Source organism: Pseudomonas sp. T8 (assembly GCF_024610635.1).
GTDB classification, from domain to species: domain Bacteria; phylum Pseudomonadota; class Gammaproteobacteria; order Pseudomonadales; family Pseudomonadaceae; genus Aquipseudomonas; species Aquipseudomonas chlororaphis_I.
On the sequence record NZ_CP102374.1, the window covers coordinates 6,397,361 to 6,417,766 of the forward strand.

19 protein-coding genes are annotated in these 20,406 nt (G+C 64.7%); 7 read left to right on the forward strand and 12 right to left on the reverse strand.

The features are described from left to right. The first annotated feature begins 64 nt into the window (after positions 1 to 64). The 3 genes from NRG23_RS29210 to NRG23_RS29220 all read left to right on the forward strand — a co-directional run bounded on the left by NRG23_RS29210 (position 65) and on the right by NRG23_RS29220 (position 3,121). Positions 65 to 883, forward strand: coding sequence for an alpha/beta fold hydrolase (locus NRG23_RS29210; RefSeq protein ID WP_257373113.1), 819 nt, complete (start codon positions 65 to 67; stop codon positions 881 to 883). 286 nt (positions 884 to 1,169) lie between these two features. Further along, entirely contained in the window at positions 1,170 to 2,222 is a 1,053-nt protein-coding gene (locus NRG23_RS29215) for a hypothetical protein (protein ID WP_009050071.1), read from the forward strand. Between the two features lie 554 nt (positions 2,223 to 2,776). After that, positions 2,777 to 3,121: a DUF6124 family protein gene (locus tag NRG23_RS29220; protein ID WP_124301939.1), complete on the forward strand. Its 345-nt coding sequence runs from the start codon at positions 2,777 to 2,779 to the stop codon at positions 3,119 to 3,121. Positions 3,122 to 3,260: 139 nt separating this feature from the next. Here the strand turns inward: NRG23_RS29220 and NRG23_RS29225 are convergent, their stop codons facing one another. The 4 genes from NRG23_RS29225 to dsbD form a co-directional block, all read right to left on the reverse strand. Beyond that, a complete protein-coding gene (locus NRG23_RS29225; protein ID WP_257373114.1) occupies positions 3,261 to 6,563 on the reverse strand; it encodes an ATP-binding protein in 3,303 nt (1,100 codons plus the stop codon). Positions 6,564 to 6,711: 148 nt separating this feature from the next. After that, positions 6,712 to 7,479, reverse strand: coding sequence for a thiol:disulfide interchange protein DsbG (gene dsbG, locus NRG23_RS29230; protein WP_257373115.1), 768 nt, complete (start codon positions 7,477 to 7,479; stop codon positions 6,712 to 6,714). Continuing rightward, complete coding sequence (locus NRG23_RS29235) at positions 7,455 to 8,327, reverse strand: TlpA disulfide reductase family protein (protein WP_124301937.1); 873 nt, start codon at positions 8,325 to 8,327, stop codon at positions 7,455 to 7,457. The genes dsbG and NRG23_RS29235 overlap by 25 nt, the downstream gene beginning before the upstream one ends. After that, complete coding sequence (gene dsbD / locus NRG23_RS29240) at positions 8,327 to 10,069, reverse strand: protein-disulfide reductase DsbD (protein ID WP_038634062.1); 1,743 nt, start codon at positions 10,067 to 10,069, stop codon at positions 8,327 to 8,329. Before dsbD ends, NRG23_RS29235 begins: the two co-directional genes overlap by 1 nt. Positions 10,070 to 10,223: 154 nt before the next feature. On the opposite strand from dsbD, the gene NRG23_RS29245 reads away from it, so the two are divergent. The 4 genes from NRG23_RS29245 to NRG23_RS29260 all read left to right on the forward strand — a co-directional run bounded on the left by NRG23_RS29245 (position 10,224) and on the right by NRG23_RS29260 (position 14,202). After that, the gene (locus tag NRG23_RS29245; RefSeq protein ID WP_009050065.1) at positions 10,224 to 10,901 is read left to right on the forward strand and encodes a response regulator; all 678 of its coding nucleotides are present in this window, start codon (positions 10,224 to 10,226) and stop codon (positions 10,899 to 10,901) included. A gap of 3 nt (positions 10,902 to 10,904) precedes the next feature. Continuing rightward, the gene (locus NRG23_RS29250) at positions 10,905 to 12,227 is read left to right on the forward strand and encodes an ATP-binding protein (RefSeq protein WP_009050064.1); all 1,323 of its coding nucleotides are present in this window, start codon (positions 10,905 to 10,907) and stop codon (positions 12,225 to 12,227) included. Positions 12,228 to 12,483: 256 nt separating this feature from the next. Then, a complete protein-coding gene (locus NRG23_RS29255; protein ID WP_028683032.1) occupies positions 12,484 to 13,896 on the forward strand; it encodes an aspartate aminotransferase family protein in 1,413 nt (470 codons plus the stop codon). 81 nt (positions 13,897 to 13,977) lie between these two features. Continuing rightward, the gene (locus NRG23_RS29260; RefSeq protein WP_007923760.1) at positions 13,978 to 14,202 is read left to right on the forward strand and encodes an MbtH family protein; all 225 of its coding nucleotides are present in this window, start codon (positions 13,978 to 13,980) and stop codon (positions 14,200 to 14,202) included. A 235-nt stretch (positions 14,203 to 14,437) separates the two neighbouring features. Here NRG23_RS29260 and NRG23_RS29265 read toward each other — a convergent pair whose 3' ends face one another. The 8 genes from NRG23_RS29265 to NRG23_RS29300 all read right to left on the reverse strand — a co-directional run bounded on the left by NRG23_RS29265 (position 14,438) and on the right by NRG23_RS29300 (position 20,398). Beyond that, on the reverse strand, positions 14,438 to 15,265 hold the full coding sequence (locus NRG23_RS29265) for a bifunctional 2-polyprenyl-6-hydroxyphenol methylase/3-demethylubiquinol 3-O-methyltransferase UbiG (RefSeq protein ID WP_257373116.1): 828 nt from the start codon (positions 15,263 to 15,265) through the stop codon (positions 14,438 to 14,440). A gap of 104 nt (positions 15,266 to 15,369) precedes the next feature. Beyond that, complete coding sequence (locus NRG23_RS29270; RefSeq protein WP_124355282.1) at positions 15,370 to 16,350, reverse strand: metal ABC transporter solute-binding protein, Zn/Mn family; 981 nt, start codon at positions 16,348 to 16,350, stop codon at positions 15,370 to 15,372. Then, positions 16,351 to 17,250, reverse strand: a complete 900-nt coding sequence (locus tag NRG23_RS29275) for a metal ABC transporter permease (protein ID WP_257373117.1) — start codon at positions 17,248 to 17,250, stop codon at positions 16,351 to 16,353. Continuing rightward, positions 17,250 to 18,005 carry a metal ABC transporter ATP-binding protein gene (locus NRG23_RS29280; RefSeq protein ID WP_257373118.1) on the reverse strand — a complete coding sequence of 252 codons (756 nt, stop codon included), beginning with the start codon at positions 18,003 to 18,005 and terminating at the stop codon, positions 17,250 to 17,252. Before NRG23_RS29280 ends, NRG23_RS29275 begins: the two co-directional genes overlap by 1 nt. Next, positions 18,002 to 18,931 (reverse strand): metal ABC transporter substrate-binding protein, encoded by a 930-nt coding sequence (locus NRG23_RS29285; protein ID WP_257373119.1) that lies wholly within the window; start codon positions 18,929 to 18,931, stop codon positions 18,002 to 18,004. Before NRG23_RS29285 ends, NRG23_RS29280 begins: the two co-directional genes overlap by 4 nt. A 35-nt stretch (positions 18,932 to 18,966) precedes the next feature. After that, positions 18,967 to 19,539, reverse strand: coding sequence for a DUF6162 family protein (locus NRG23_RS29290; protein ID WP_038634043.1), 573 nt, complete (start codon positions 19,537 to 19,539; stop codon positions 18,967 to 18,969). After that, positions 19,536 to 19,880, reverse strand: a complete 345-nt coding sequence (locus NRG23_RS29295; RefSeq protein WP_009050057.1) for a hypothetical protein — start codon at positions 19,878 to 19,880, stop codon at positions 19,536 to 19,538. Before NRG23_RS29295 ends, NRG23_RS29290 begins: the two co-directional genes overlap by 4 nt. After that, positions 19,877 to 20,398, reverse strand: a complete 522-nt coding sequence (locus NRG23_RS29300; protein WP_257375100.1) for a thiamine pyrophosphate-binding protein — start codon at positions 20,396 to 20,398, stop codon at positions 19,877 to 19,879. Before NRG23_RS29300 ends, NRG23_RS29295 begins: the two co-directional genes overlap by 4 nt. Positions 20,399 to 20,406: the final 8 nt, after the last annotated feature.

Here is a 20,406-nt window from a genome sequence, read left to right on the forward strand (position 1 = left end):
GGCAACCCTTCACCGGCACAGTCTACCGAAGCTTTTTCGCAGCCCACCTGACAGGAGACAGTTGATGCCCTTCGCGACTATTGATGGACAAGCCCTTCACTACCTGGACCAGGGCAGCGGCCCCGCGGTGCTGCTGGCCGGCAGTTACCTGTGGGACCTGAACATGTGGGCGCCGCAGATCGAGGCGCTGTCCCGGCAGTACCGGGTGATCGCCCCGGACCTGTGGGGCCACGGCCAATCCGGCGCGCTGCCGCAAGGCACTGCTTCGCTGGATGACATCGCCCGGCAGGTGCTGGCGCTGCTGGATCATCTTCAGATCGAGCGCATCACCCTGGTCGGCCTGTCCGTGGGCGGCATGTGGGGCGCACGCCTGGCCCTGGCGGCGCCGCAACGGATCAATGGCCTGGTGCTGATGGACACCTATCTTGGGGCCGAGCCGGAGCCGACCCGCCAGTACTACTTCTCGCTGTTCAAGCAGATCGAAGAGAGCGGGACGATCGCGCCGCAACTGCTGGACATCGTGGTGCCGATTTTCTTCCGGCCGGGCATCGACCCGCAGTCGGCGCTGTACCAGGACTTCCGCGCCGTGCTCGCGGCATTGCCCAGCGAACGCCTGCGCGAAAGCGTGGTGCCCATGGGTCGTATCACCTTCAGCCGCGCAGACCTGCTGTCGCGTCTCAACCAACTGGACCCCAAGAGCACCTTGCTGCTGTGCGGCGACCAGGACAAACCGCGCCCACCGTCGGAAACCCGGGAAATGGCCGAGCTGATTGGCTGCCCTTATCAGCTGGTGCCTGAGGCGGGGCATATCTCCAACCTGGAGAACCCGGAATTTGTCACCGAGGCGTTGTTGACGTTTTTGGCGGAGCGGTATTCCTGCTGACAGTGCAGCGGCGTCTGGGGTGACGTCATCGCGGGCAAGCCTCGCTCCTACAGAAGCCGTATTTTCCCTGGTGGATCGCGGCTTCTGTAGGAGCGGCCGGTCGATGCTCGATTGCCCGCGATGCGACTGCGTAATGCCGCCGAATCTTCCGGTTGACGGCGCTTCTGTAGGAGCGAGGCTTGCCCGCGATTCGATCTCAAGGCTACCACCCGACCCCTCTGCTATAGTCGCGCCCGGCGCAGGTCCAAGCACCTGCGTCGGGCGTTTTCATTCAGGGACAGGGGCCATGACGGAACAGATTTACTGGCGCGATATCGAGGACCTGGCCGGCAACTGGAACGGCCTCGGGGTGGACGTCAAGCGCCCGGCCAGCGGCAAGCCGAACCTGCGCCTGCTCAGTGGCAACAACCGACGCATGCAACTGGTGCTGGGTGACCAGACGCTGCTGTGGGGCAGCATGTCCCGCTGCCTTTACGGCGTGTGGCTGGTACGCAATCACCTGCTGGAGCAATTGCCGCAAACCCTGGTGGGCCCCATCGACTCGCCTCAGGTGGAGCAACAGATACGCCTCGACCCGGCCCTGCGCCTCAAGGCCTGGAGCCGCTTCTTCGTCCAGCAGTTGATGCAGCATCAGCCGGACTTTTTCTACCCCGGCTACTGGCTGGTACGGGCCCTGCGCCCGGAATCCCTCAAGCCGATGCGGCCGTTGCTGAGCGGCACCGAAGCCTGGTACTTCAAGGGCGGTGAAGACGCCCTGAGCCATATGCCGCAGTGGGCGATCTACGGCCGCAACATCCTCGACAACCGGCAACCCGGCGCGGCGCGCTGGGTCGAGTTGGGCGAGAGTGGCGGCGCAGTGGTCGGCCTGCATGCAGTGGACCCGCATTCCGGGCGCCTCAAATGGTGGCGCAAGAAAGCCCGTGAAGGCAGCTTGCCGCCCATCCTGCTGTGGTACGTCAGCGGCCTGAGCTGCCACCTGATTCTCGATGGCCATTACCGCTTGCAGGCGGCCATCGATGAAAACCTTCCACCGCAGTTCCTGGTGCTCAGCTCGCCGCGGCTCTTCAGCTATCGCCCGAACCCGCAAGAGCAGCAGAAGGTGCTGGGGGCCCTGCAGATGCAGATCCAGCGCAAGAACCTGGAGACGGTGCGCTTCAACCAACTACTGATCAGCACCTTCGATGACCGTCCGTATCACGGCTTCGGCAGCCAGTCGTGGGCCGGGATTGCCTCGGAAAAGGTCTGGGTCGATCAGGTCAGCGCCATCCTCAACGAACGGGGAGACACGGACGAACTGGAGAACATCCTTGCCCGCGAAGCACCAGACGAGTTCGCCTGAGCCTTACGCACAAACGCCGAATGCTGACGCCCCTGTAGCCGCTGCCGAGCTCCGCGAGGCTGCGATCGGGCGCGAAGCGGCCGCAAACCAGGCGATGGGGTTTTGCCTGACACACCGCATTGGCAGGTTTGGCACTTGCTGCGCCCGAACGCGGACCGAGCCGATCGCGCCGTCGGCAGTCGCTTATCCACAGGCGCCGAATTCTGACACTCCCCTGTAGCCGCTGCCGAAGGCTGCGATCGGGCGCGAAGCGGCCGCAAACCAGGCGACGGTATTTTTCCTGACACACCGCATGGGCAGGTTTGGCGCCTGCTACGCAGTCGATCGCAGCCTCGCAGGCTCGGCAGCGGCTACAGGGGGCCGATTCGCTTTCTTTTGTAGGGCATTTCCGGGAAGTGGTTTGCCGCTTGAATACGGGGGGCCTGACGCACTAGCCTGCACAGGTCATTGCGAAATCAATGGCCGGATGTGCAAGTCCGAAACATATCGGGAACGTACGAAGACCCAGAAGTATTTGCTGGGTGTTCATATCCACTGTGTTGAGGACCGCATCCATGAAAAAGCCAATCCCTGTATATCGTTACCCTGAGTTGAAAACCGCCAATCAAACCTTGCGTCAGGCGCTGGCCAGTTCGCCTCCTGAAGCATTTGATTCTCTCCACGCCACTACGGCAGGGCCGGTAGGTCCGGATTCTCTTTTTTGTGTACGCCAAGGCATCAGCGCCGAAGAAGCCCTGGTGCATGTGTCGCTGCTGCTCAAATGCGCTGAAGAAGTCAGCGATGAAATCACCGAACGCGGCAGTGGCCTGGAGCGTGGGTTGATCTGGTCGATGGTCCATTCCGTGGAAATGGCCAGGGCGGTGGTGGATGCGTTGCTGGATGGGCGCGGCGCCCGTTGAGTCGTTTTTGAAGCGTTCATCCTGAGCGGGCTCGCCCCCACAGGGGCCTGATCGTTGTTTCACAATCAGGTATCCGTGGGGGGCGAGCGCGTTCACCAAATATCTTCAGGTCAGCGTCAGGCGCTGACAGTGTTCAACGTTAGGCCTGCTCTTCCAGAGCATTCAGTTTTGCCAGAAAGGCAGCAGGCCCCATTCTTTGCAGCGGGAATTTGCCGCGACTCACCGCATCGAAATAGCGCAGCGACCCCCAGAGGTCAAAATCCCCCACCAGATAGACCCGACGTTTGGCCCGGGTGAGGGCAACGTTCAACAGGTTGGGTTTGGAGGCGGCCCACTGCGCCGCTCCCGCATGCTCGGGGTCTGCCCCCAGCAGCATGAACACGGTGTCTTGTTCCTTGCCCTGGAAGGTATGCACGGTGCCGATGGAGGCTTTCAACCACTGTTTCAACTCACCCGCGGGTAATTTCGGGCGATGGTTGGGCCTGGCCCAGGCCGCCGCGCGTATGGCTTTCTGCAGGGCCAGGCGCACGGCCTTGAACGGCGAGATCACGTACAGCTGCGGCAGTTCTCCATCGCGCAGGTACAGCTGCCCGAGAAGATCGACCATGAACTCGATCTGCCTGGGGACGACCTGTTTGTGTTCGACATTGCCAGGGATATCGACCCAGCAACTGGAGCTGTACACCGGGGCGTCCTGTTCGGCGTGGGCGTTGGGCAGGCCAAAGACCATCTTGTTACCGTAGGCGATCTGGTTCGACAGGCTGAACATGGGTTCGATGCAGCGTCTGTGGACCCTCAGCGGGCTGCCGATCCACAGCTCTTCATCGGTGTCGTTCTTGAACACGCTGCCATAGCGATTGTTCTGGTCCGCCAGGCTCTGGACCGACACGCGATTGGGGGCGAAGGCATCGTTTGCCGTGTGCGCCGATAGCTGGCCCAGTGTCTTGACCAGGCGTTGCGGCAGGGTGAAGACCGGCTCGATTTGCAGGGGGTCGCCCACCACCATGGCGCGCTGCGCCCGCCACAAGGCACCGACGGCGGCCTGGGGCACGGCTTGCCCTGCCTCGTCGATGTACAGCCAGCCCAGAGAGCCGGCACCCAGCCCACGGAACTGGTTGCCAAAGGAGGCAAAGGTGCTCGAGACCACCGGGATCACCATGAACAGGCTTTGCCAGAGCACCTGGGTCAGTCGCTCATCCTCAGGTGTCTTGTTGCTCAGCAACAGGCTGATGGCTGCAAGGTTGGCGCTGAAGCCCTTGCCGTTCGAGCCTGAGGGCGCGACCTCGGCAAGCCAGGCCTCATGCAGGGTCAACGCCGCGGCGAACACGGTCGAGCGCAATCGGTTGAGCGCGGCATCATGCCAAAGCCCATTGATCTGGAAGTCGCTGTTCTCCAGTTCACTCAGTTGGCCTGGCAGGTTCGGACGGCCCAGGCGGCTGGCGAAATCGTCCAGGCATTGGCACTTGCCTTGCCATTGCGCTTTACGGGCATCGAGTTCGCTTTTACAGAACAGCAATGCGGTTTGCGCGCTTTCAAGTTCCGGTCTCAGGCTATTGTTCAGAAGGCTTTTCGCGCGGTTGATCTCTTCATGCGCCAGACGCTGGAGCCGGGCATTTTCCAGTTGTTCATTACGGTGGGTTTTAGCTGCTTGAGTATTGAACAAGCGCTTCCACCAGACCGGACGACTGCGATCTATCAGGCGCTCCAGTTCCTGCAGGCTGCTCAGGTGTTGCGCCGTTGCTTGAAGTTGCTGTTGCTGGCGGTCGAGGGCTTGCTGGGCGGACGCCCTGGTCTGTTCGGCCTGATTGAATGACTGCTGTTGAGGGTGCAGGAAGGCCGGCTCATCGGTAGCCGCCATTTCTTCCAGCAGGCTGGCGTAGCGGGCTCGCTCCTCCAGCGCCTTGCTGACCTCCTCGTCGGCTTTTTTGAAGGCTGCGCAGGCCTCCTTGAAAGTGGGGCCCTTATAGTCATCCACCCATTGCCGAATCGTCAGGGGCGGATTGGGCTCGGTGGTGTCTACCGGGTTGAAAAACAAACGTTCCTGCAGGGCTTTTCGGTTGCTGCTGTTACCGAGTGCGGCGCAGATCAACCCCCAGGGTTTGTCCTCATCGGACAGGGGGCTGATGCTGCCATCGCTTTTCTGGGCAGCAATCTTATGGGCGACCGGTTGCAGGTACTGCACGTTGTTCCAGCATTTTCCCAGGGATTTGCGTTTGGGCAGGTCTCGGGAAATGTTTTCCACGGCGGCGTTGTTGGAGGAGGCCACCACCATTTCATAGCCGGTCAGCTCAGGCTTGAGCGCGCGGATGGTGTAGGTATTCGGCATGCCCTTGAAGGTGACCTGCGGTTTTTTCCCGCCAACAAAAGCGTCTGCCGCCTCGCTGTATCCCGCCAATACCCGCGCTCGACGAACAATGTTCTCGGCGAACATGTCGCGCAATAAGGTCGTTTTGCCTGTCCCGGGTGGTCCGTTAACGGAGAACACACCGCTGTTTTCCAAGGTGCCGAGCGCGGTATTGATCGCGAACTGTTGCATCAGGCTCATGGCATGGCCGGGCTCATCCGGCCAATGTCCGGGGTTTATGCATTGCGGTTGCAGGGCCTGGTAAATGGCCGTGCGGCCATGATCGGTATACAGGTCGATTCTTTTGCTCGGGTCGGCTTCGCCCAGGTACTGAAGCAAAGGCAGCGGCTGCTCTGCGCGCTGCAAGCTGGCGATCGCACGCTCGATGTCTTTTATGAAAAAGCTGTTGAGAATGTCGATCTCGGTATCGGGTTCTTCTTCATCCTCGACTTCCGGTGCCTGTGCCGCAGAGAGTTGGGTGAGTGGTTTCTCGACCTTGGGCTGGGTCAGCACTTGAAGCAATGCGACCGCGGTACCGCTGTTCTGCTCAGGCGTGAAACTGGCCCAGTTGCACAGCAGTTGATGTAAATGCAGGACTTCCTCAGCCATCAAGCTCGGGTCATCGTTTTGCTGGCGCTGTCCATGGAAGTTGTGCAGCAGTTTGATCAACTGCTCCTTGGCGTCTTCGAAGGCTTGATGGCCAAGAGCGCCAAGCCCTTTGCTCACCGTTTGCCCCAGGGCCCAGGGAGCCGTCGACAGTGACACGGCATCCAGTTGCGGGACGGCTTGAGCATTGAGCTTGATCTTGGCAAAGCACGTCAGCCCTTCAAGCTCCACCCGTTCCTGCTCTTCATAGAAGGTGTTCTCGTCTACCGATAAAGCGGCCAGGTGCGGTTCGCAAAGAGTTGCAATGACGGAGGCATCAAAGACTCCGATGTAGAGGTTGAAGCCTTTGACTTGAAGGTCGTCGGGGATGGAAAAGTTGCGCCAGCGGCTGTCCTTGCTCTGCTGGAGATCTTCCTGGGAGAGCCATCGGGTCTCCCATTCCTTGAAGTCCTCGACATATTTCTCGAGGGCATAAGGTAGAAAGAACTCCACCTTGTGCCAGTAATCGAGAATGTCTAAAAGCCTAGCTTGTCCTTGAGCTATCAAAACGTCACTTCCCTGTCTGCGTGAATAAAGGCAGTAGTGTAACGCTGTCGGTAAGGCTAAAGGCCATTACGGGTCAGGTCTTGGCGCATCTCATTCATTTAGGCCCGAGAATCTTCACCAGCTTGCCCGGCGCCGGCGCGCCTTGTTGCTGTTGCAGTTCGCCCTGGTCGTCCATGTAGAAGATCGCCGGGGTGGCGGACAGCTCCAGTTCGTCCATCAGCGCCATGTTGGCGTCGAGCTTGGCCTGGACTTCGGCGGGGATCTTGTCCAGGGGTTTGAGGCTGCTGCCCTTGCCGGCTTTTTCGTGGTCTTGCAGGGCTTTTTGCGGGTCTTTGGCGGCCAGCAGGGCGGCGGATTTGCCCGGGCTGTCTTCGCGGATGATGCCGACCATGATGTGCCGCAACTGGACCTTGCCGGCGTTCACCCAGGGCCGCGCCTGTTCCCAGAACATGTTGCAGTAAGGGCAGTTGGGGTCGCTGAACAGGTAGACCACGCGTGGCGCGTCGGCCTTGCCGTCGGCGATCCAGTTGCTCTTTTCCATCTTGGCCCAGACTTCCTTGGCCATTGGCGCATACACCAGTTTCTGCAGCAGCTCGGCGCTCAGGTCCTTGCCGTCGGCGTCGTACAGGTTGCCCAGCAGCACATGCTTGCCGTCCGGGGTCAGGTACAGGGCCATGCCACGGTTCTGGTACTGCGCGGCATAACCCTTGAGGCCGTCCGGGGCGTCGAAGCGGCCGACGATCTTGGCGCCTTTGGCTTCGATGTTCTTGATCGCCTGGGGCAGTTCTTCGGCGTGCAGCAGCGGTACCTGGAGCAGGGCCGCGCCCAGGGACAGGCTCAGCAGGTGGCGGATGAAGGGCATGGCAGTTTCCTTGAAGGGGCGGCCTGCGTGGCCGTGGTCGAATGCGGTCGGTCGAAATGTTCCAGGGCGCGGGCCAGGCTGGCCTCGGACAGCTCGCCGAGGTGGCTGCCGAGCATGCGCCCGTCAGCGCTATAGAACAGCGTAGTCGGTAGCGCCATGGAGCCCACGGCCTGGCCCAGGCGGCCGCTGCCGTCGAACAGCACGTTGTTCAGGTTGAGGTCCTGGGTGGCCAGGAAGGTGCTGACGCTCTGCATGCTTTCGGCCTGGTTGACGAACAGGAAGGTCAGGTCCGGGCGCTGCTGCTGGGCTCTTTCCAGCACCGGCATTTCCCGGCGGCAGGGCGGGCACCAGGTGGCCCAGAGGTTGATCACCAGGGGCTTGCCCTGGTAGCTGGTCAGTTGCACGGTGCCGCCGTCGGCGTTGCGCAGGGCGATCTCCGGCAGCCGTGTGCCTTGTTCGAAAATGCTCAGGGACAGGCTGGCGAGCAGCCAGAAGGCCAGGCCGCTACCGACCCCGGCGCCCAGCGGCTTGCGCAGGGCCGGGCGGCGCCAGCCCCAGGCGAGGGCGGCCAGCAGCAGGACGATCGCTCCCGGCCAAGGGAGAAAACCACCGTCGCGCAGGTCGATGATCTGCCACAGGTCGTGGCGGTAATGCTTCCAGTAGGCGACCACGAAGCCGATGCGCGCCGCCAGCATGCCCAGCAGGAACAGGCCGAACAGCACCGATTCCGGGTTCTCGCCACCGCGCTTGGCGACTCGCCAGCCAACCAAGGTGGCCAGCGCCAGGGCACTGATCAGCAGCAGGTGGTTGAGCGCGATGGCAAAGGTGCCGATGGTAAAGGTCAGCATCAACGGGCTTCTCGGGTAGCGGTCCAGCGTTGCAGGAAGCCAGCGGCGTCTACCTCGCCGGTAATCCGCTGGCTGCGTCGTTCTTCGCCGTCCGGGCCGATCCACAGCAGGCTCGGCGGCCCCGGCACTTTATACCGGTTGAGCAGTTCGCGGCTGGCGGCGTTGTCGGCCGTCACGTCCAGGCGCAGCAGGCGCACGTCTTTCAGGGCGTCGAGGACCTGGGGTTGGCCGAACACCTGTTTCTCCATGATCTTGCAGGACACGCACCAGTCAGCGTAGTAGTCCAGCAGCACCCACTGGCCCTGGGCCCTGGCGGCGTCGAGAGCGCCTTGCAGGTCGGCCGGCGCCTTGACGGTGGTGAAGGCGTCATGGGCGCTGACCGCCGCCACGGCATTGCCGCCGCTGTAGACCTTCAGCGGTCGCCACAGGTCGTCGCTGCCACCGGCGGCGCCCACCAGCAGCAGGCTGCCCCACAGGCCGAACACCACCGAGCCGGCGCCGAACAGGTGCCCGGCGCGCCCGGCGGCACGCATCTGATACCAGGCGGTGTAGGCCAGGACCAGCGCCAGCGCGCCCCACAAGCCGATCCACAGCGACTCGTCGAGCACCGGGCGCAGCAGCACGATGGCGGTGCCGAGGAACAGGAAGCCGAACACGCCCTTGAGCAGGTTCATCCACGGACCGGGCTTGGGCAGGAAGCGGTTGCCCAGGGTCACCAGCAGCAACAGCGGCAGGCCGATGCCCAGGCCCATGACGAACAGGATCAGCCCGCCATGCAGGGCGTTGCCGCTCTGGGCGATGTACAGCAGGGCGCCGGCCAGCGGCGCGGTCATGCACGGGCCCACCAGCAGGCCGGACAGGGCACCGAGCACCCCGGCGCCGACCAGGCTGCCACCGCGGCGCGAACGGCTGGCGTTTTCCAGGCGGTCGCGCAGGGCCGCCGGCAGTTGCAGCTCGAAGAAGCCGAACATCGGCAGCGCAAGGATCACGAACACCGCGGCAAAGCTGCCCAGCAGCCAGGGCTGTTGCAGCAGGGCTTGCAGATTGGCGCCGAGCAGCGCGGCCAGCACGCCCATGGCGGCGTAGACCAACGCCATGCACACCACATAGCTGCCGGCCAGGGCGAAGCCGCGACGCGGGCTGGCGCCGCTGCCCACCACCAGGCCGGCGAGGATCGGCAGCATCGGCAGCGAGCAGGGGGCGAAGGCCAGCAGCAGGCCGAGGCCGAAGAACACCAGCAGGCTCCAGCCCAGGGCCCGCTGTTGCAGGCCGCTGGCCAGGGCCTGGTCGCTGGCCTCAGGGGTATTGGTGGCATTGCCGGCGGTGGTCGGGCTGCCGCCCAGGTCCACTTCCAAAGATTGCGGCGGGTAGCACAGGCCGGCGTCTGCGCAGCCTTGCCAGCCGAGCTTGACCTTGCCGGTGGCGCCGGCGGGGATTTTCAGTTCCAGGCCTTGGCGATACACCTGCTGCGCGCCGAAGAATTCGTCGCTGTGGGCCTCGCCTTCGGGCAGCGCCGGTTTGTGCGCGTCCGCCAGGCCGTCGAATCTCAGCCGCTGCTGATACAGGTAATAACCGTCGGCGATCTGCCAGAACAGCTGGGTTTCCCCCGAGGCCAGGCGCTCGGAAGTGAAGACGAAGGCTTTGCCGACCGGGAGAAAGTCGGGTTTGACCTCGAACGGGTTGTTACCCGCCTGGGCCAGGCCCGACAGCAGCATGAACAACAGGATGAACAGACGACGCATGGAAAAGCCTTAAACCGGTGCAAGTGGGGGGCACAATGGCCGATGGCGATTAACCGATGATTAACCCTGCACGCCTTGTGACACTGGCGGTGCGGGCATAATGTCGGCTTAATCGGCGATAGTTTTAATGCACCCCTTTTCTACAGGTTTCACCATGCACGTACTGGTCTGTGAAGATGATGAACTGATTGCCAGCGGGATCGTGGCCGGCCTCACGGCCCAGGGCCTGACGGTCGAGCACGTGGCCACCGCCTCGGCGGCGCGGGCCATGCTCGGCGTGGCGGAGTTCGACGTGATGGTGCTCGACCTCGGCCTGCCCGACGAAGACGGCCTGAAGCTGCTCAAGCAGCTGCGCCACAACGGCCTGGAAATCCCCGTGCTGATCCTCACCGCGCGGGACTCGGTCAGCGACCGGGTCGACGGCCTGCAGGCCGGCGCCGACGATTACCTGCTCAAGCCCTTCGACCTGCGGGAACTGGCGGCGCGCCTGCACACCCTGTTGCGCCGGGTGGCGGGGCGCAGCGTCAACCTGATTGAACACGGCCGCCTGACCTACGACCCGAGCACCCGCGAAACCCTGCTCGGCGGCCAGCCGGTGGACCTGTCGCGGCGCGAGCAGTCGCTGCTCCAGGCACTGCTGCACAACCGCGGCCGGGTGCTGTCCAGCGAACAGCTCAAGGACAGCGTCTACGGCTTCAACGACGAACTGGAAAGCAATGCCCTCAACGTGCACATCCACCACCTGCGACGCAAACTCGGCAATGGCATCGTCGAGACCGTGCGCGGCCTGGGCTATCGCCTGGGGCCGGCGGATGGTGGGGAGGAGTCGTAAGTGATGAGCCTGCGTTTGCGCCTGAGCCTGACCATCGGCGCGGCCTTCGTGCTGATCTGGGCACTGGCCGCGGCCTGGATGTTCAGCGACTTGCGCAACCAGATGATGTTTTCCCTCGACCAGCGCCTGGTGGCTTCGGCGCGCATGGTCGCCGGCCTCCTGGAACAATTGCCGCCGTTGTCGAGCAAGGGCGAGGGCACTCATTTCAGTGCCGAACAGCTGAACATTCCCGGGGGCATGGCCTGCCAGGTCAGCTCCCTGCGCGGCGAGATTCTTGCCCGCAGCCATAACCACCCCGACGAGAAACTCGAAGCCGAACGCATGGGCTTTCACGACCAGATGATCGATGGCGTGCGCTGGCGCAGTTTCACCCTGGCCCGGGGCGACCTGCGCATCACCACTGCCGATCGGCAGGTCGAGCGCGAGGCGTTGAACATGTCGGTGCTGCTGGCTGCCTCGGTGCCAGTCGGCGTGGCGTTGCTGGGCTGCCTGTGGTTGCTGTGGCTGGGGATCGGCCAGGGCCTGGCGCCGCTGAACCGCATGCGCGATGCCTTGATGCGCCGTAGCGCCGACTCCCTGGAGCCGTTGCAGATCCAGCCGCTGCCCAGCGAGTTGCGGCCGTTGCTGGAAACCCAGAACCAGCTATTCCAGCGCATCGGCAAGACCATCGAGCGCGAGCGCCGCCTGACCGGCGACGCTGCCCATGAGTTGCGCAGCCCGCTGACGGCGATCAAGACCCACCTGCAAGTGGCGCGCATGACCGACGGCGCGGCCCGCGATCAATCCCTGGCGCGCGCCGAAGAAGGCGCCGACCGTCTGCACCGGACCCTGGAGCAACTGCTGTTGCTGGCACGGGTCGAAGGCAGCCTGTCGTTCGAGGATGGCGTGCAGTGCAATGCCGAACAGGTGGCGAAAACCGCGATCCAGGACGCCGCCAGCGGCGCCCGGCAACGGGTCCGGCTGCACATTGACGAGCGGGTGTCGGCGGCGCCGCTGGAAATGCCCTCGGTGCTGGCCATCGCCGCGCTGCGTAACCTGCTGGACAACGCCCTGCGTCATACCCCGAGCGATGCGCCGGTGGAGCTGAACCTGGAAACCCTCGGCAACCGCGTGCGCTTCCAGGTGCGCGACCATGGCAGCGGCATCCCCGAGGATGACTTGCAGCACCTGACCCAACGCTTCTGGCGCAACGGCCAGAGCACCGGCTGCGGCCTGGGCCTGGCCATCGTCCAGGCGATTGTCCAGCGCTGCGGTTGCGTGCTGCATTTCGACAGCCGGCCGGATGGCTTGCGGGTCGAGCTGACCATGCCGCTGCAATCGACCTGACGCCCTCATCGCGGGCAAGTCGGATCGCCGCCCGCTCGCTCCTACAAAATCCTGTAGGAGCGAGGCTTGCCCGCGATGACGTCTTGAGGTCCACCACCACCTTCGCGGTTGATACGCAATAAACCTCTCCCGGGTGTAAATCCTCTCGTCGCTGATGCGTTTCCAGAACAGGAAAACCTGCGAGTGCGCGCTGAACCGGCTGCGTACCTGTGTGGTGTGCGGTTTCGCTCAACTCATCAGCGTGAGGATTCGAGAGATGTCAGTTGCTACCAGCCTTGTCGACGATCAGCCCGCGCGGACCAGTCCCGCGCCGGCCGAAACGCTTTACCAGTTCACCGAATCGCCGTTGCTGGCCCGGCAGAACCAGCAGGAATCCAATGCCCGCAGCTACCCGCGGCGCATTCCCCTGGCGCTCAAGCGCGCGCGCGGGATTCATGTCGAGGACGTCGAAGGCCGGCGCTTCATCGACTGCCTGGCCGGTGCCGGGACCCTGGCCCTGGGCCACAACCACCCGGTGGTGATCGAGGCGATCCAGCAGGTGCTGGCTGATGAGCTGCCGCTGCTGACCCTGGACCTGACCACGCCGGTCAAGGACCAGTTCGTCCAGGACCTGTTCGGCCTGCTGCCGCCGGCCCTGGCCGCCGAGGCGAAAATCCAGTTCTGCGGCCCCACCGGCACCGACGCCGTGGAAGCGGCATTGAAGCTGACCCGTACCGCCACCGGCCGCAGCACCGTGCTGTCGTTCCAGGGTGCCTACCACGGCATGAGCCAGGGCGCCTTGAGCCTGATGGGCAGCCTGGGGCCGAAGCGGCCGTTGGGTGCGCTGCTGACCAATGGCGTGCAGATCCTGCCGTTTCCTTACGACTACCGCTGCCCGTTCGGCCTGGGCGGCGAAGCAGGGGTGAAGGCCAACCTGAGCTACCTGGAAAACCTGCTGAGCGACCCGGAAGCCGGCGTGCAACTGCCGGCGGCGATCATCGTCGAGGCGGTGCAGGGCGAGGGCGGGGTGATTCCCGCCGACCTCGACTGGCTGCGCGGTGTGCGTCGCATCACTGAAAAGGCCGGTGTGGCCTTGATCGTCGACGAGATCCAGAGCGGTTTCGGCCGTACCGGCAAGATGTTCGCCTTCGAGCACGCCGGGATCATCCCGGATGTGGTGGTGATGTCCAAGGCCATCGGCGGCAGCCTGCCGATGGCGGTGGTGGTCTACCGTGACTGGCTCGACACCTGGCTGCCGGGCGCCCATGCCGGCACCTTCCGTGGCAATCAGATGGCCATGGCCACCGGTTCCGCGGTGATGCGCTACCTCAAGGAACACAAGGTGGCCGAGCATGCCGCCGCCATGGGCGAGCGCTTGCGCGAGCACCTGCGGATCCTGCAGCGCGACTTCCCGCAGATGGGCGACATTCGCGGGCGCGGCCTGATGCTGGGGATCGAGCTGGTGGACCCGAGCGGCGAAAAAGACGCCCTGGGCCATCCGCCGCAGTTCAGCCGCCTGGCGCCGCTGGTGCAGCGTGAATGCCTCAAGCGCGGGTTGATCCTGGAAATGGGCGGGCGCCATGGCAGCGTGGTGCGTTTCCTGCCGCCACTGGTGATCACCGCAGCGGAAATCGACCAGGTGGCGGATATTTTCAGCCGGGCTTTGGCGGCGGCGGTCGCCAGCCTCTAATTTTCCACGGGCCTCGAACGTTCCTTATTCACAACCGCTGCGCGCTCGGCGCAGCGAGCCTTACAGCGATGGAGACACGTAATGACTTCAGTATTTGACCGCGAGGACATCCTCTTTCAGGTAGTGGTCAACCATGAGGAGCAGTATTCGATCTGGCCGGACTACAAGGCTGTGCCACAAGGCTGGCGCACCGTGGGCAAGAGCGGCTTCAAGAAGGAGTGCCTGGCCTACATCGAAGAGGTATGGACCGACATGCGCCCGCTGAGCCTGCGGCAGAAGATGGACGCCCAGGCGGCGGCCAACTGACTGGCCACGCCCTGTAGCCGCTGCCGAGCCTGCGAGGCTGCGATCGACTGCGCAGCAGGCGCAAAACCTGAGAATGCGTTGGGTCAGGATAATCGCGTTGGCCCCATTGCGGCCGCTTCGTCGGAATGCCGCCCAGCCCGATCGCAGCCTCGCCAGGGCTCGGCAGCGGCTACAGGGAGTGTGGGGATGTGGAAAGCCCGCTGGAGATACAGTCCAGCGGGCTTTTTTGTGGGCGTCAGATCGGGCGTTTGATGGCCTGCAAGGTGTAGCTCAGTGGCAGGCGCAGGGGCGCTTCCTTGAGGTGCCATTCGCCTTGTTCGTCACAACGCATCTGCCCGGGCAGGGCGTCCCAGGGGATGCTCTGGTGTTCCACCAGGCCGCTGATCTGCAGGCCGTGCTTGAGCAGCGCGCTGACGATTTCCCCCAGGCCGTGGTTCCACGCATGGGTCACCGTGGCCTTGAGCGGCCGGTCGGTGCTGACGTAGGTGCTGTCGTCGTCCCACACCAGCGGTTCGCTGTGCTCGAAGTAGGGCAACTCCACCTGCAGCGTATCCTCGCGCCTTTCGTCCAGGGCCCAGAGCATCGGGTGGCCTTCGCGGATAAACAGCCGGCCACCGGGCTTGAGCAGTTCGCTGACATTACGCGCCCAGGTATCGACGCTGGGCAGCCAGCACAGGGCACCGATACCGGTGTAGACCAGATCGAAGGCTCCCTTGGGCAGTACTTCGGAGGCCTTGTAGACGTCGGATTCGACGAACTCGATAGTGGTACCCGTGCGCGCCATCAGGCTGCGGGCTTCGGCCAGGGACGCGGGGGAGAAATCCAGCCCGGTCATCCGCGCGCCGAGGCGCGCCAGCGACAGGGTGTCGGTGCCGATATGGCATTGCAGATGCACGCCGCGCAGGCCGCTGATGTCGCCCAGCAGCGGCAGGTCGAAACGCACCACCTCGGACAGGTGCCGCGGGTCGTCGACAAACATCTGTACCTGATAGTCCGGCGAGGCCGCGTGCAGCGGTGCGCGCTCGTCCCAGTTGGCCTGGTTGAGCTTGAGGTAGTCACTCATGGCGGGGCTTCCTGTCCGTTCAAGGGAGCAGCAGGCTAGCACCGGCGACGCGGGCGATTCTTGGGGGAATTTGTAAGCCGCGCCATTTCCCCTGTAGGAGCGGGTCAGGTTTTCGGAGCGAGGGCACTGGTGATCTGGCTGATGTTGCTCTCCAGCTCCGCCAGCGGGTCGGCGCTGTCGGTTTGCAGCACCAGCAACTGGCTGCCGGCGGCGCTGATGGCGGCCTTGATCGCGTCGGACGGCTGGCGGTGATGCAGGACGATGGCCACGTCGTTGTCCTTGAGCCGGGCTTGCAACTGCTGCAGCGCTTCGGCCGTCCACTCGTTGTCGGCGCGGGCGTCGACCTCCAGCAGTTCCAGGTTGAGCCCGCTGACCAGATAACCGAAGTGGTCGCTGAGGCTGAGCACGCTGAGGTTGTCGGCGTTGGCCAGTTGCCCCTCGGTATCGGCGCTGAGCTTGAGCAGGCGTTGCTTGAGGCTGGCCAGGTTGGCGTCGATCTTCGGCTTGGCGGCGGGGGCCAGGCGCACCAGGTCGGCGGCCAGCACATCGGCCATGCGCCCTAAATTGTTGCTCGACAGCCACGGCTGGCTGTTCAGGCCATCGCTCTTGCCGGGTTGCAGGGCGACGCCGGGCAGGGCGCCGTCCACCGGGCGCGCGGCATCGACTTCGACGATGCGGATGTTGCTGCGCCGTGCGTTGGGGTACAGCGGGTCGTCCGGCCAGATCGAGCGCAGGCCGATCACCGCGTCGGCGTCGAGGGCCAGCTTGTGCAGCGCCGGGGCGCCACGGCCGGTGAAGTAAGCGGTCTGGCGCGAGCCCGGCAGGTTGTCGGGGGCGGCGCGCTCGAGCTGCACATCGGTGCCTTGCAGCAGCAACTGGCCGAGGCCGAAGGTCACCGGCAGCGAGGCCAGTACGGTCAGCGGCTTGTGTGAGCTGGCGCTGTGCAGCGCCGTGGTGCCCAGGCTCTGGTTGGCGGTGACGCGCATGGGTTCGAAACGATCCGGCTGGGCCAGGGCCGGAGCGCTGCTCAGCCCGGCCAGGGCGAGGGTCAAGGGTAGTGTCAGGTGACGTAATGAACTGTGCATTTATCCGATATTCCCTTTGAGGCTGGGGACAATGCCGCGGGCAATGGCGGCCAGGGCGAAGGCGACACCGGCCACCAGGATGATCGCAGCGCCGGAGGGCACCGGCAGGTCGAAGAGGATCGGCAGCAGGATGCCGCACAGGGTGCTGACCGTGGCGATCAGCACCGAGATCCAGAAAAAGCCCTTGAGCGACTGGCTCAACAGGCGCGCGGCCGCCGCCGGGATCACCAGCAGGGCGCCCACCAGGATCGCGCCTATGACTTTCACCGCGGCCACGGTGATCAGGGTCACCAGGATCACGAACAGGTAGTCCAGGGTTTTCACCGCGACGCCGCGCACCGCCGCCAGTTGCGGGTTGAAGCTGGCCAGCATGATGCGGTTGTACAGCGGCAGGCTCAGGCCCATCACCAGGGCACCGACGATCAGCAGCACCAGCAGGTCGTTGCCGTTGACCGTGAGCACCGAGCCGAACAGCACGTTTTCCAGGATGTGCACGTTGATCTTGCCGGCGAGGATCAGCAGCAGGCTGGCGCCCAGGGCCAGGGACACCGAGAGGAACACGCCGATCAGGGTGTCCGGCGCCAGGCCGGTGCGGTTGCGCAGGTAGTTGAGCAGGATGCCGAACAGCAGGCAGTAGCCGAACAGGCTGCCGTACGGGCCGGTGTAGGGTTCGCCGAGCAGAATGCCGATGGCCACGCCGGTCAGGGCCGCGTGGCCCACCGCTTCGGAGAAGAAGGCGAAGCGCTTGACCACCACCAGAGTGCCCAAGTCGCCGAGCACCGGGCCAATCAGCAATCCGGCGAGCAGGGCGTTGACCACAAACCCATAGGCCAGGGCTTCCGGCAGGTAACCGGAGGAGGCCCAGCCCTGGATCATCAGACGAAAGGCTTCGTAACTCATCAGGCAACACTCCCGCTGACAATGTCCGCGCTGCGCGGGTGGGTGGAAAACAGCGTCAGCAGGCGTTCCGGGGTCAGCGCCTGTTGCGGCTGGGCGTCGAACAGCACCCGGCGATGCAGGCCGGTGACCCGGTCCGCCAGGCGGCCGACCGCTTCCAGGTCGTGTTCGATCCACAGCAGGGTGATGCCGGCCTGGCGCCAGTCGCCGAGCAGGCGCTCGAAGACCTGGATGCCGGCCTCGTCGAGGGCCGACATCGGTTCGTCGAGCACCAGCAGCTGCGGCGCCGGGATCAGCCCCTGGGCCAGCAGCACCCGCTGGCGTTCGCCGCCGGACAGGGCGCCCATGCGCCGCTTGCGTTTGTCCTGCATGCCGACCCGCTCCAGGGCCTCGCCTATGGCCGCGGCGTAATGCCGGCTGAGGCCGAGGAAGGCCGGGCGGCGCTGGCACATGGCGGCCATGAAGTCATCGACGGTCATCGGCAGGCCGCGATCGAATTCCAGGGCTTGCGGCACATAGCCGATCACCCCCGGTTCGCCCGGCCAGTGCAGGCTCAACCGGCCCTGGTGGGGCATCTGCCCGAGCAGGGTCTTGATCAGCGAGCTCTTGCCGCCACCGTTGGGGCCGACCAGGGCATGCAGGGTGCCGGGCTGCACCTTGAAGCTGACGTTGTCGAGGATGGTGGTGCGGCCCAGGGTCAGGCTGACCTGGTCGAACTCGATGGACGGGCCGCGGGCCAGAGTGTGCAGGGCGGTCATGCGCCGGCCTCCTGGATCGCCCGGACCACGGTATTGAGGTTGCCGGCCATTTCCTTCTCGTACTTCTCGGCGCTGTAGTCGCCGTAGGAAATGTGCGACAGCGGGTACAGCTTGACCCCGGACTCGCGCTGGATGGTGTCGACGTAGGTGGACGGGAAGTCCATCTCGGAGAAGATCACCTTGACGTCCAGTTCACGCAGTTGGTCGATGGTCTTTTTCAACTGGCTCGGGCTGGGCTCGATGCCGTGGGCCGGCTCGACCACGGCGGTGACTTCCAGGCCGAACTCGCGCAGCAGGTAATCGTAGGCGGCGTGCACCGTGGCCACCCGCAGGTCGGCGTTGGGCGCCTTGGTCAGCTTGGCCAGGGCGTCGGCGCGCATCTGCCGCAGGCGTTTGCCGTAGGCGCGGGCGTTCTGGGTGTAGGCCTTGGCGTTGGCTGGGTCCATCTTGCCCAGCTCGCGGGCGATGTTGTTGACCTGGGCGATGGAGGCGCTGATGGACAGGAAGGTGTGCGGGTTGACCACCTTGCCGGCGCCGCGCGCGGCGATGCCGGTGGCGGCCAGCAGCGGCACGTTCTGGTTGGCCTCGATCACCGGGATGTCCGGGCGCTCGCTGGCCTCGATCATGCGGTCGGCGAAGTCGTCGTGACCGACGCCGTTGAGCACGATCACGTCCAGGGTGCTGATGCGCTTGATGTCTTCGGCGCGCGGTTCATAGGCGTGGGGGTTGAAGCCGGCGGGAATCAGCGGCACGACCTCGGCCTTGTCGCCGACGATGTTGGCCACGTAGCTGTAGTAGGGATGCAGGGTGATGCCGATACGCAGGCGTTTGGCCTGGTCGGCGGTGGCGAGAGGGCTGAGCAACAGGGCGAACAGGCTGACCAGCAGCACCCGCAGGAACGGGCGGCGTTGAGATGAAATAGGCATGGGCTAGCGGTCTTCTCTCGGGTGAATGCGTGGGTTCAGTGGCGATGCTGGCGGGTCACTCCGGCATCGAATTGCGCGACCACCTGCTGCCAGCCGGCACTGGCCAGGGCGGCGTCGCTGAGGTCGTCGGGGGCGGCGAGGGACGGGCCGCGATTGAGCCAGATATCCGGGGCGGCGGCCGGGTCGGCAGCGATGCGCATCAGCAAGGAACCGGCCACTGCGTTGTTCTGGCTGAGGCCGACATAGGCCTGTTGCCGCAGCTGCCAGACATGCCCGCCACGGCTCACCGAGCTGGCGTCCTGGGCAAAGGGCGCGAAACCTTCCTCGGCCAGTTGCTCGGGCGTTGGCAGGGCCTGGGCTTCTTCGCGCAGCAGGCGGATTTCGTCGAGGGTCACCCGCAGGTCGGCGTACAGGCCCTGCTCGCCGGCGGTGAGGTCGCGGCGGGCGTCCAGCTGGTGGCTGTCGACGCTCGCCACTTCGCGGGTTTCGCCGCGCCAGAGCACCACGGAGCCGGCCACGCTGAGGATCAACAGGCACAACAACAGGACGTAGAGGGTTTCATGGCCGGCGCCGGCCGGGCGCACGACTTGGGGAGGAGAGGTGCTCATGGGGCCTCGATGTCGGCTTGGTCGATCTCGACCACGTGGCCGGGGCCGGCGTCGAACAGCACATAGAACTCGGCGTCGGGTTTCTTGAAGGTCAGGGTGGAGTCGGCGCCCAGTTTGCCGGGCACCAGGATGGTTTCGTCGTAGCCGATCACGTCCAGGGTCACCCCCGGGGCGCCGCTGCCATCGGAGAAGCCGCCGGTGCAGCGGATCTGCTCGCCGTCGATCTGCTTGCACTCGCACATCGGGTTGTGGGCCAGGGCGCCGCCACTGAACACGGCGCTGGCGAGCAGGAGCGCGCCGGCGCCGAGCAGGCGCAGGCGGGCGGTGGGTACAGCAATCATGGTTTGCCTCCTTGTTTGTTCAGCCAGGCGAGGGTCGCCGGGGATGCCTGGCCCAGGGGGATGGCCGCCTGGTGCATGCTGCCGTCCCAGCCTTCCATGGTGATCCACAGCTCGGCGTCGGCCTTGGTCTTTTCCGCAACGGGCAGGCTGGCCCCCATGCGGTATGGGGTGCCGAAGAAGATCACCCCGGCGGCGCGCAGGCTGCGGGGTTTGCCGATGCGCAGGTAGGTGGCCTTGACCTGGTTGATGCAGGCGTCACACAGGGCGGCATTGAAGCCTTTCATATAACCGGCCGGCCCCTGGAGTTGCGGCGCTTCGTTACGCAGTTCGGCCAGGCGCAGGCTCCAGGGGCCGACCTGGATCTCGCCCACCTCGCGTTCGCCCAGGCCGCTGTCGCCACGGGCCAGCGCCGCGTCGGCAAAGTACTTGGGCATGAAACCGAGGGGGATCAGCAACAGCAGGATGTTCAGGTGGAAACGCCATTTCAGCCAGAACTGGCGCAGGGGCGAAACCGGCATTGGGTTGT

What these genes read in the sequence shown, in the direction of transcription:
- NRG23_RS29265 (WP_257373116.1), bottom strand. Translation starts at nt 15,265, where the DNA reads ATGAGTGACTACCTCAAGCTCAACCAGGCCAACTGGGACGAGCGCGCA.
- NRG23_RS29215 (WP_009050071.1), top strand. Translation starts at nt 1,170, where the DNA reads ATGACGGAACAGATTTACTGGCGCGATATCGAGGACCTGGCCGGCAAC.
- NRG23_RS29220 (WP_124301939.1), top strand. Translation starts at nt 2,777, where the DNA reads ATGAAAAAGCCAATCCCTGTATATCGTTACCCTGAGTTGAAAACCGCC.
- NRG23_RS29260 (WP_007923760.1), top strand. Translation starts at nt 13,978, where the DNA reads ATGACTTCAGTATTTGACCGCGAGGACATCCTCTTTCAGGTAGTGGTC.
- NRG23_RS29270 (WP_124355282.1), bottom strand. Translation starts at nt 16,350, where the DNA reads ATGCACAGTTCATTACGTCACCTGACACTACCCTTGACCCTCGCCCTG.
- NRG23_RS29300 (WP_257375100.1), bottom strand. Translation starts at nt 20,398, where the DNA reads ATGCCGGTTTCGCCCCTGCGCCAGTTCTGGCTGAAATGGCGTTTCCAC.
- NRG23_RS29275 (WP_257373117.1), bottom strand. Translation starts at nt 17,250, where the DNA reads ATGAGTTACGAAGCCTTTCGTCTGATGATCCAGGGCTGGGCCTCCTCC.
- NRG23_RS29295 (WP_009050057.1), bottom strand. Translation starts at nt 19,880, where the DNA reads ATGATTGCTGTACCCACCGCCCGCCTGCGCCTGCTCGGCGCCGGCGCG.
- NRG23_RS29290 (WP_038634043.1), bottom strand. Translation starts at nt 19,539, where the DNA reads ATGAGCACCTCTCCTCCCCAAGTCGTGCGCCCGGCCGGCGCCGGCCAT.
- dsbG (WP_257373115.1), bottom strand. Translation starts at nt 7,479, where the DNA reads ATGCCCTTCATCCGCCACCTGCTGAGCCTGTCCCTGGGCGCGGCCCTG.
- NRG23_RS29245 (WP_009050065.1), top strand. Translation starts at nt 10,224, where the DNA reads ATGCACGTACTGGTCTGTGAAGATGATGAACTGATTGCCAGCGGGATC.
- NRG23_RS29235 (WP_124301937.1), bottom strand. Translation starts at nt 8,327, where the DNA reads ATGCTGACCTTTACCATCGGCACCTTTGCCATCGCGCTCAACCACCTG.
- NRG23_RS29280 (WP_257373118.1), bottom strand. Translation starts at nt 18,005, where the DNA reads ATGACCGCCCTGCACACTCTGGCCCGCGGCCCGTCCATCGAGTTCGAC.
- NRG23_RS29255 (WP_028683032.1), top strand. Translation starts at nt 12,484, where the DNA reads ATGTCAGTTGCTACCAGCCTTGTCGACGATCAGCCCGCGCGGACCAGT.
- dsbD (WP_038634062.1), bottom strand. Translation starts at nt 10,069, where the DNA reads ATGCGTCGTCTGTTCATCCTGTTGTTCATGCTGCTGTCGGGCCTGGCC.
- NRG23_RS29285 (WP_257373119.1), bottom strand. Translation starts at nt 18,931, where the DNA reads ATGCCTATTTCATCTCAACGCCGCCCGTTCCTGCGGGTGCTGCTGGTC.
- NRG23_RS29210 (WP_257373113.1), top strand. Translation starts at nt 65, where the DNA reads ATGCCCTTCGCGACTATTGATGGACAAGCCCTTCACTACCTGGACCAG.
- NRG23_RS29250 (WP_009050064.1), top strand. Translation starts at nt 10,905, where the DNA reads ATGAGCCTGCGTTTGCGCCTGAGCCTGACCATCGGCGCGGCCTTCGTG.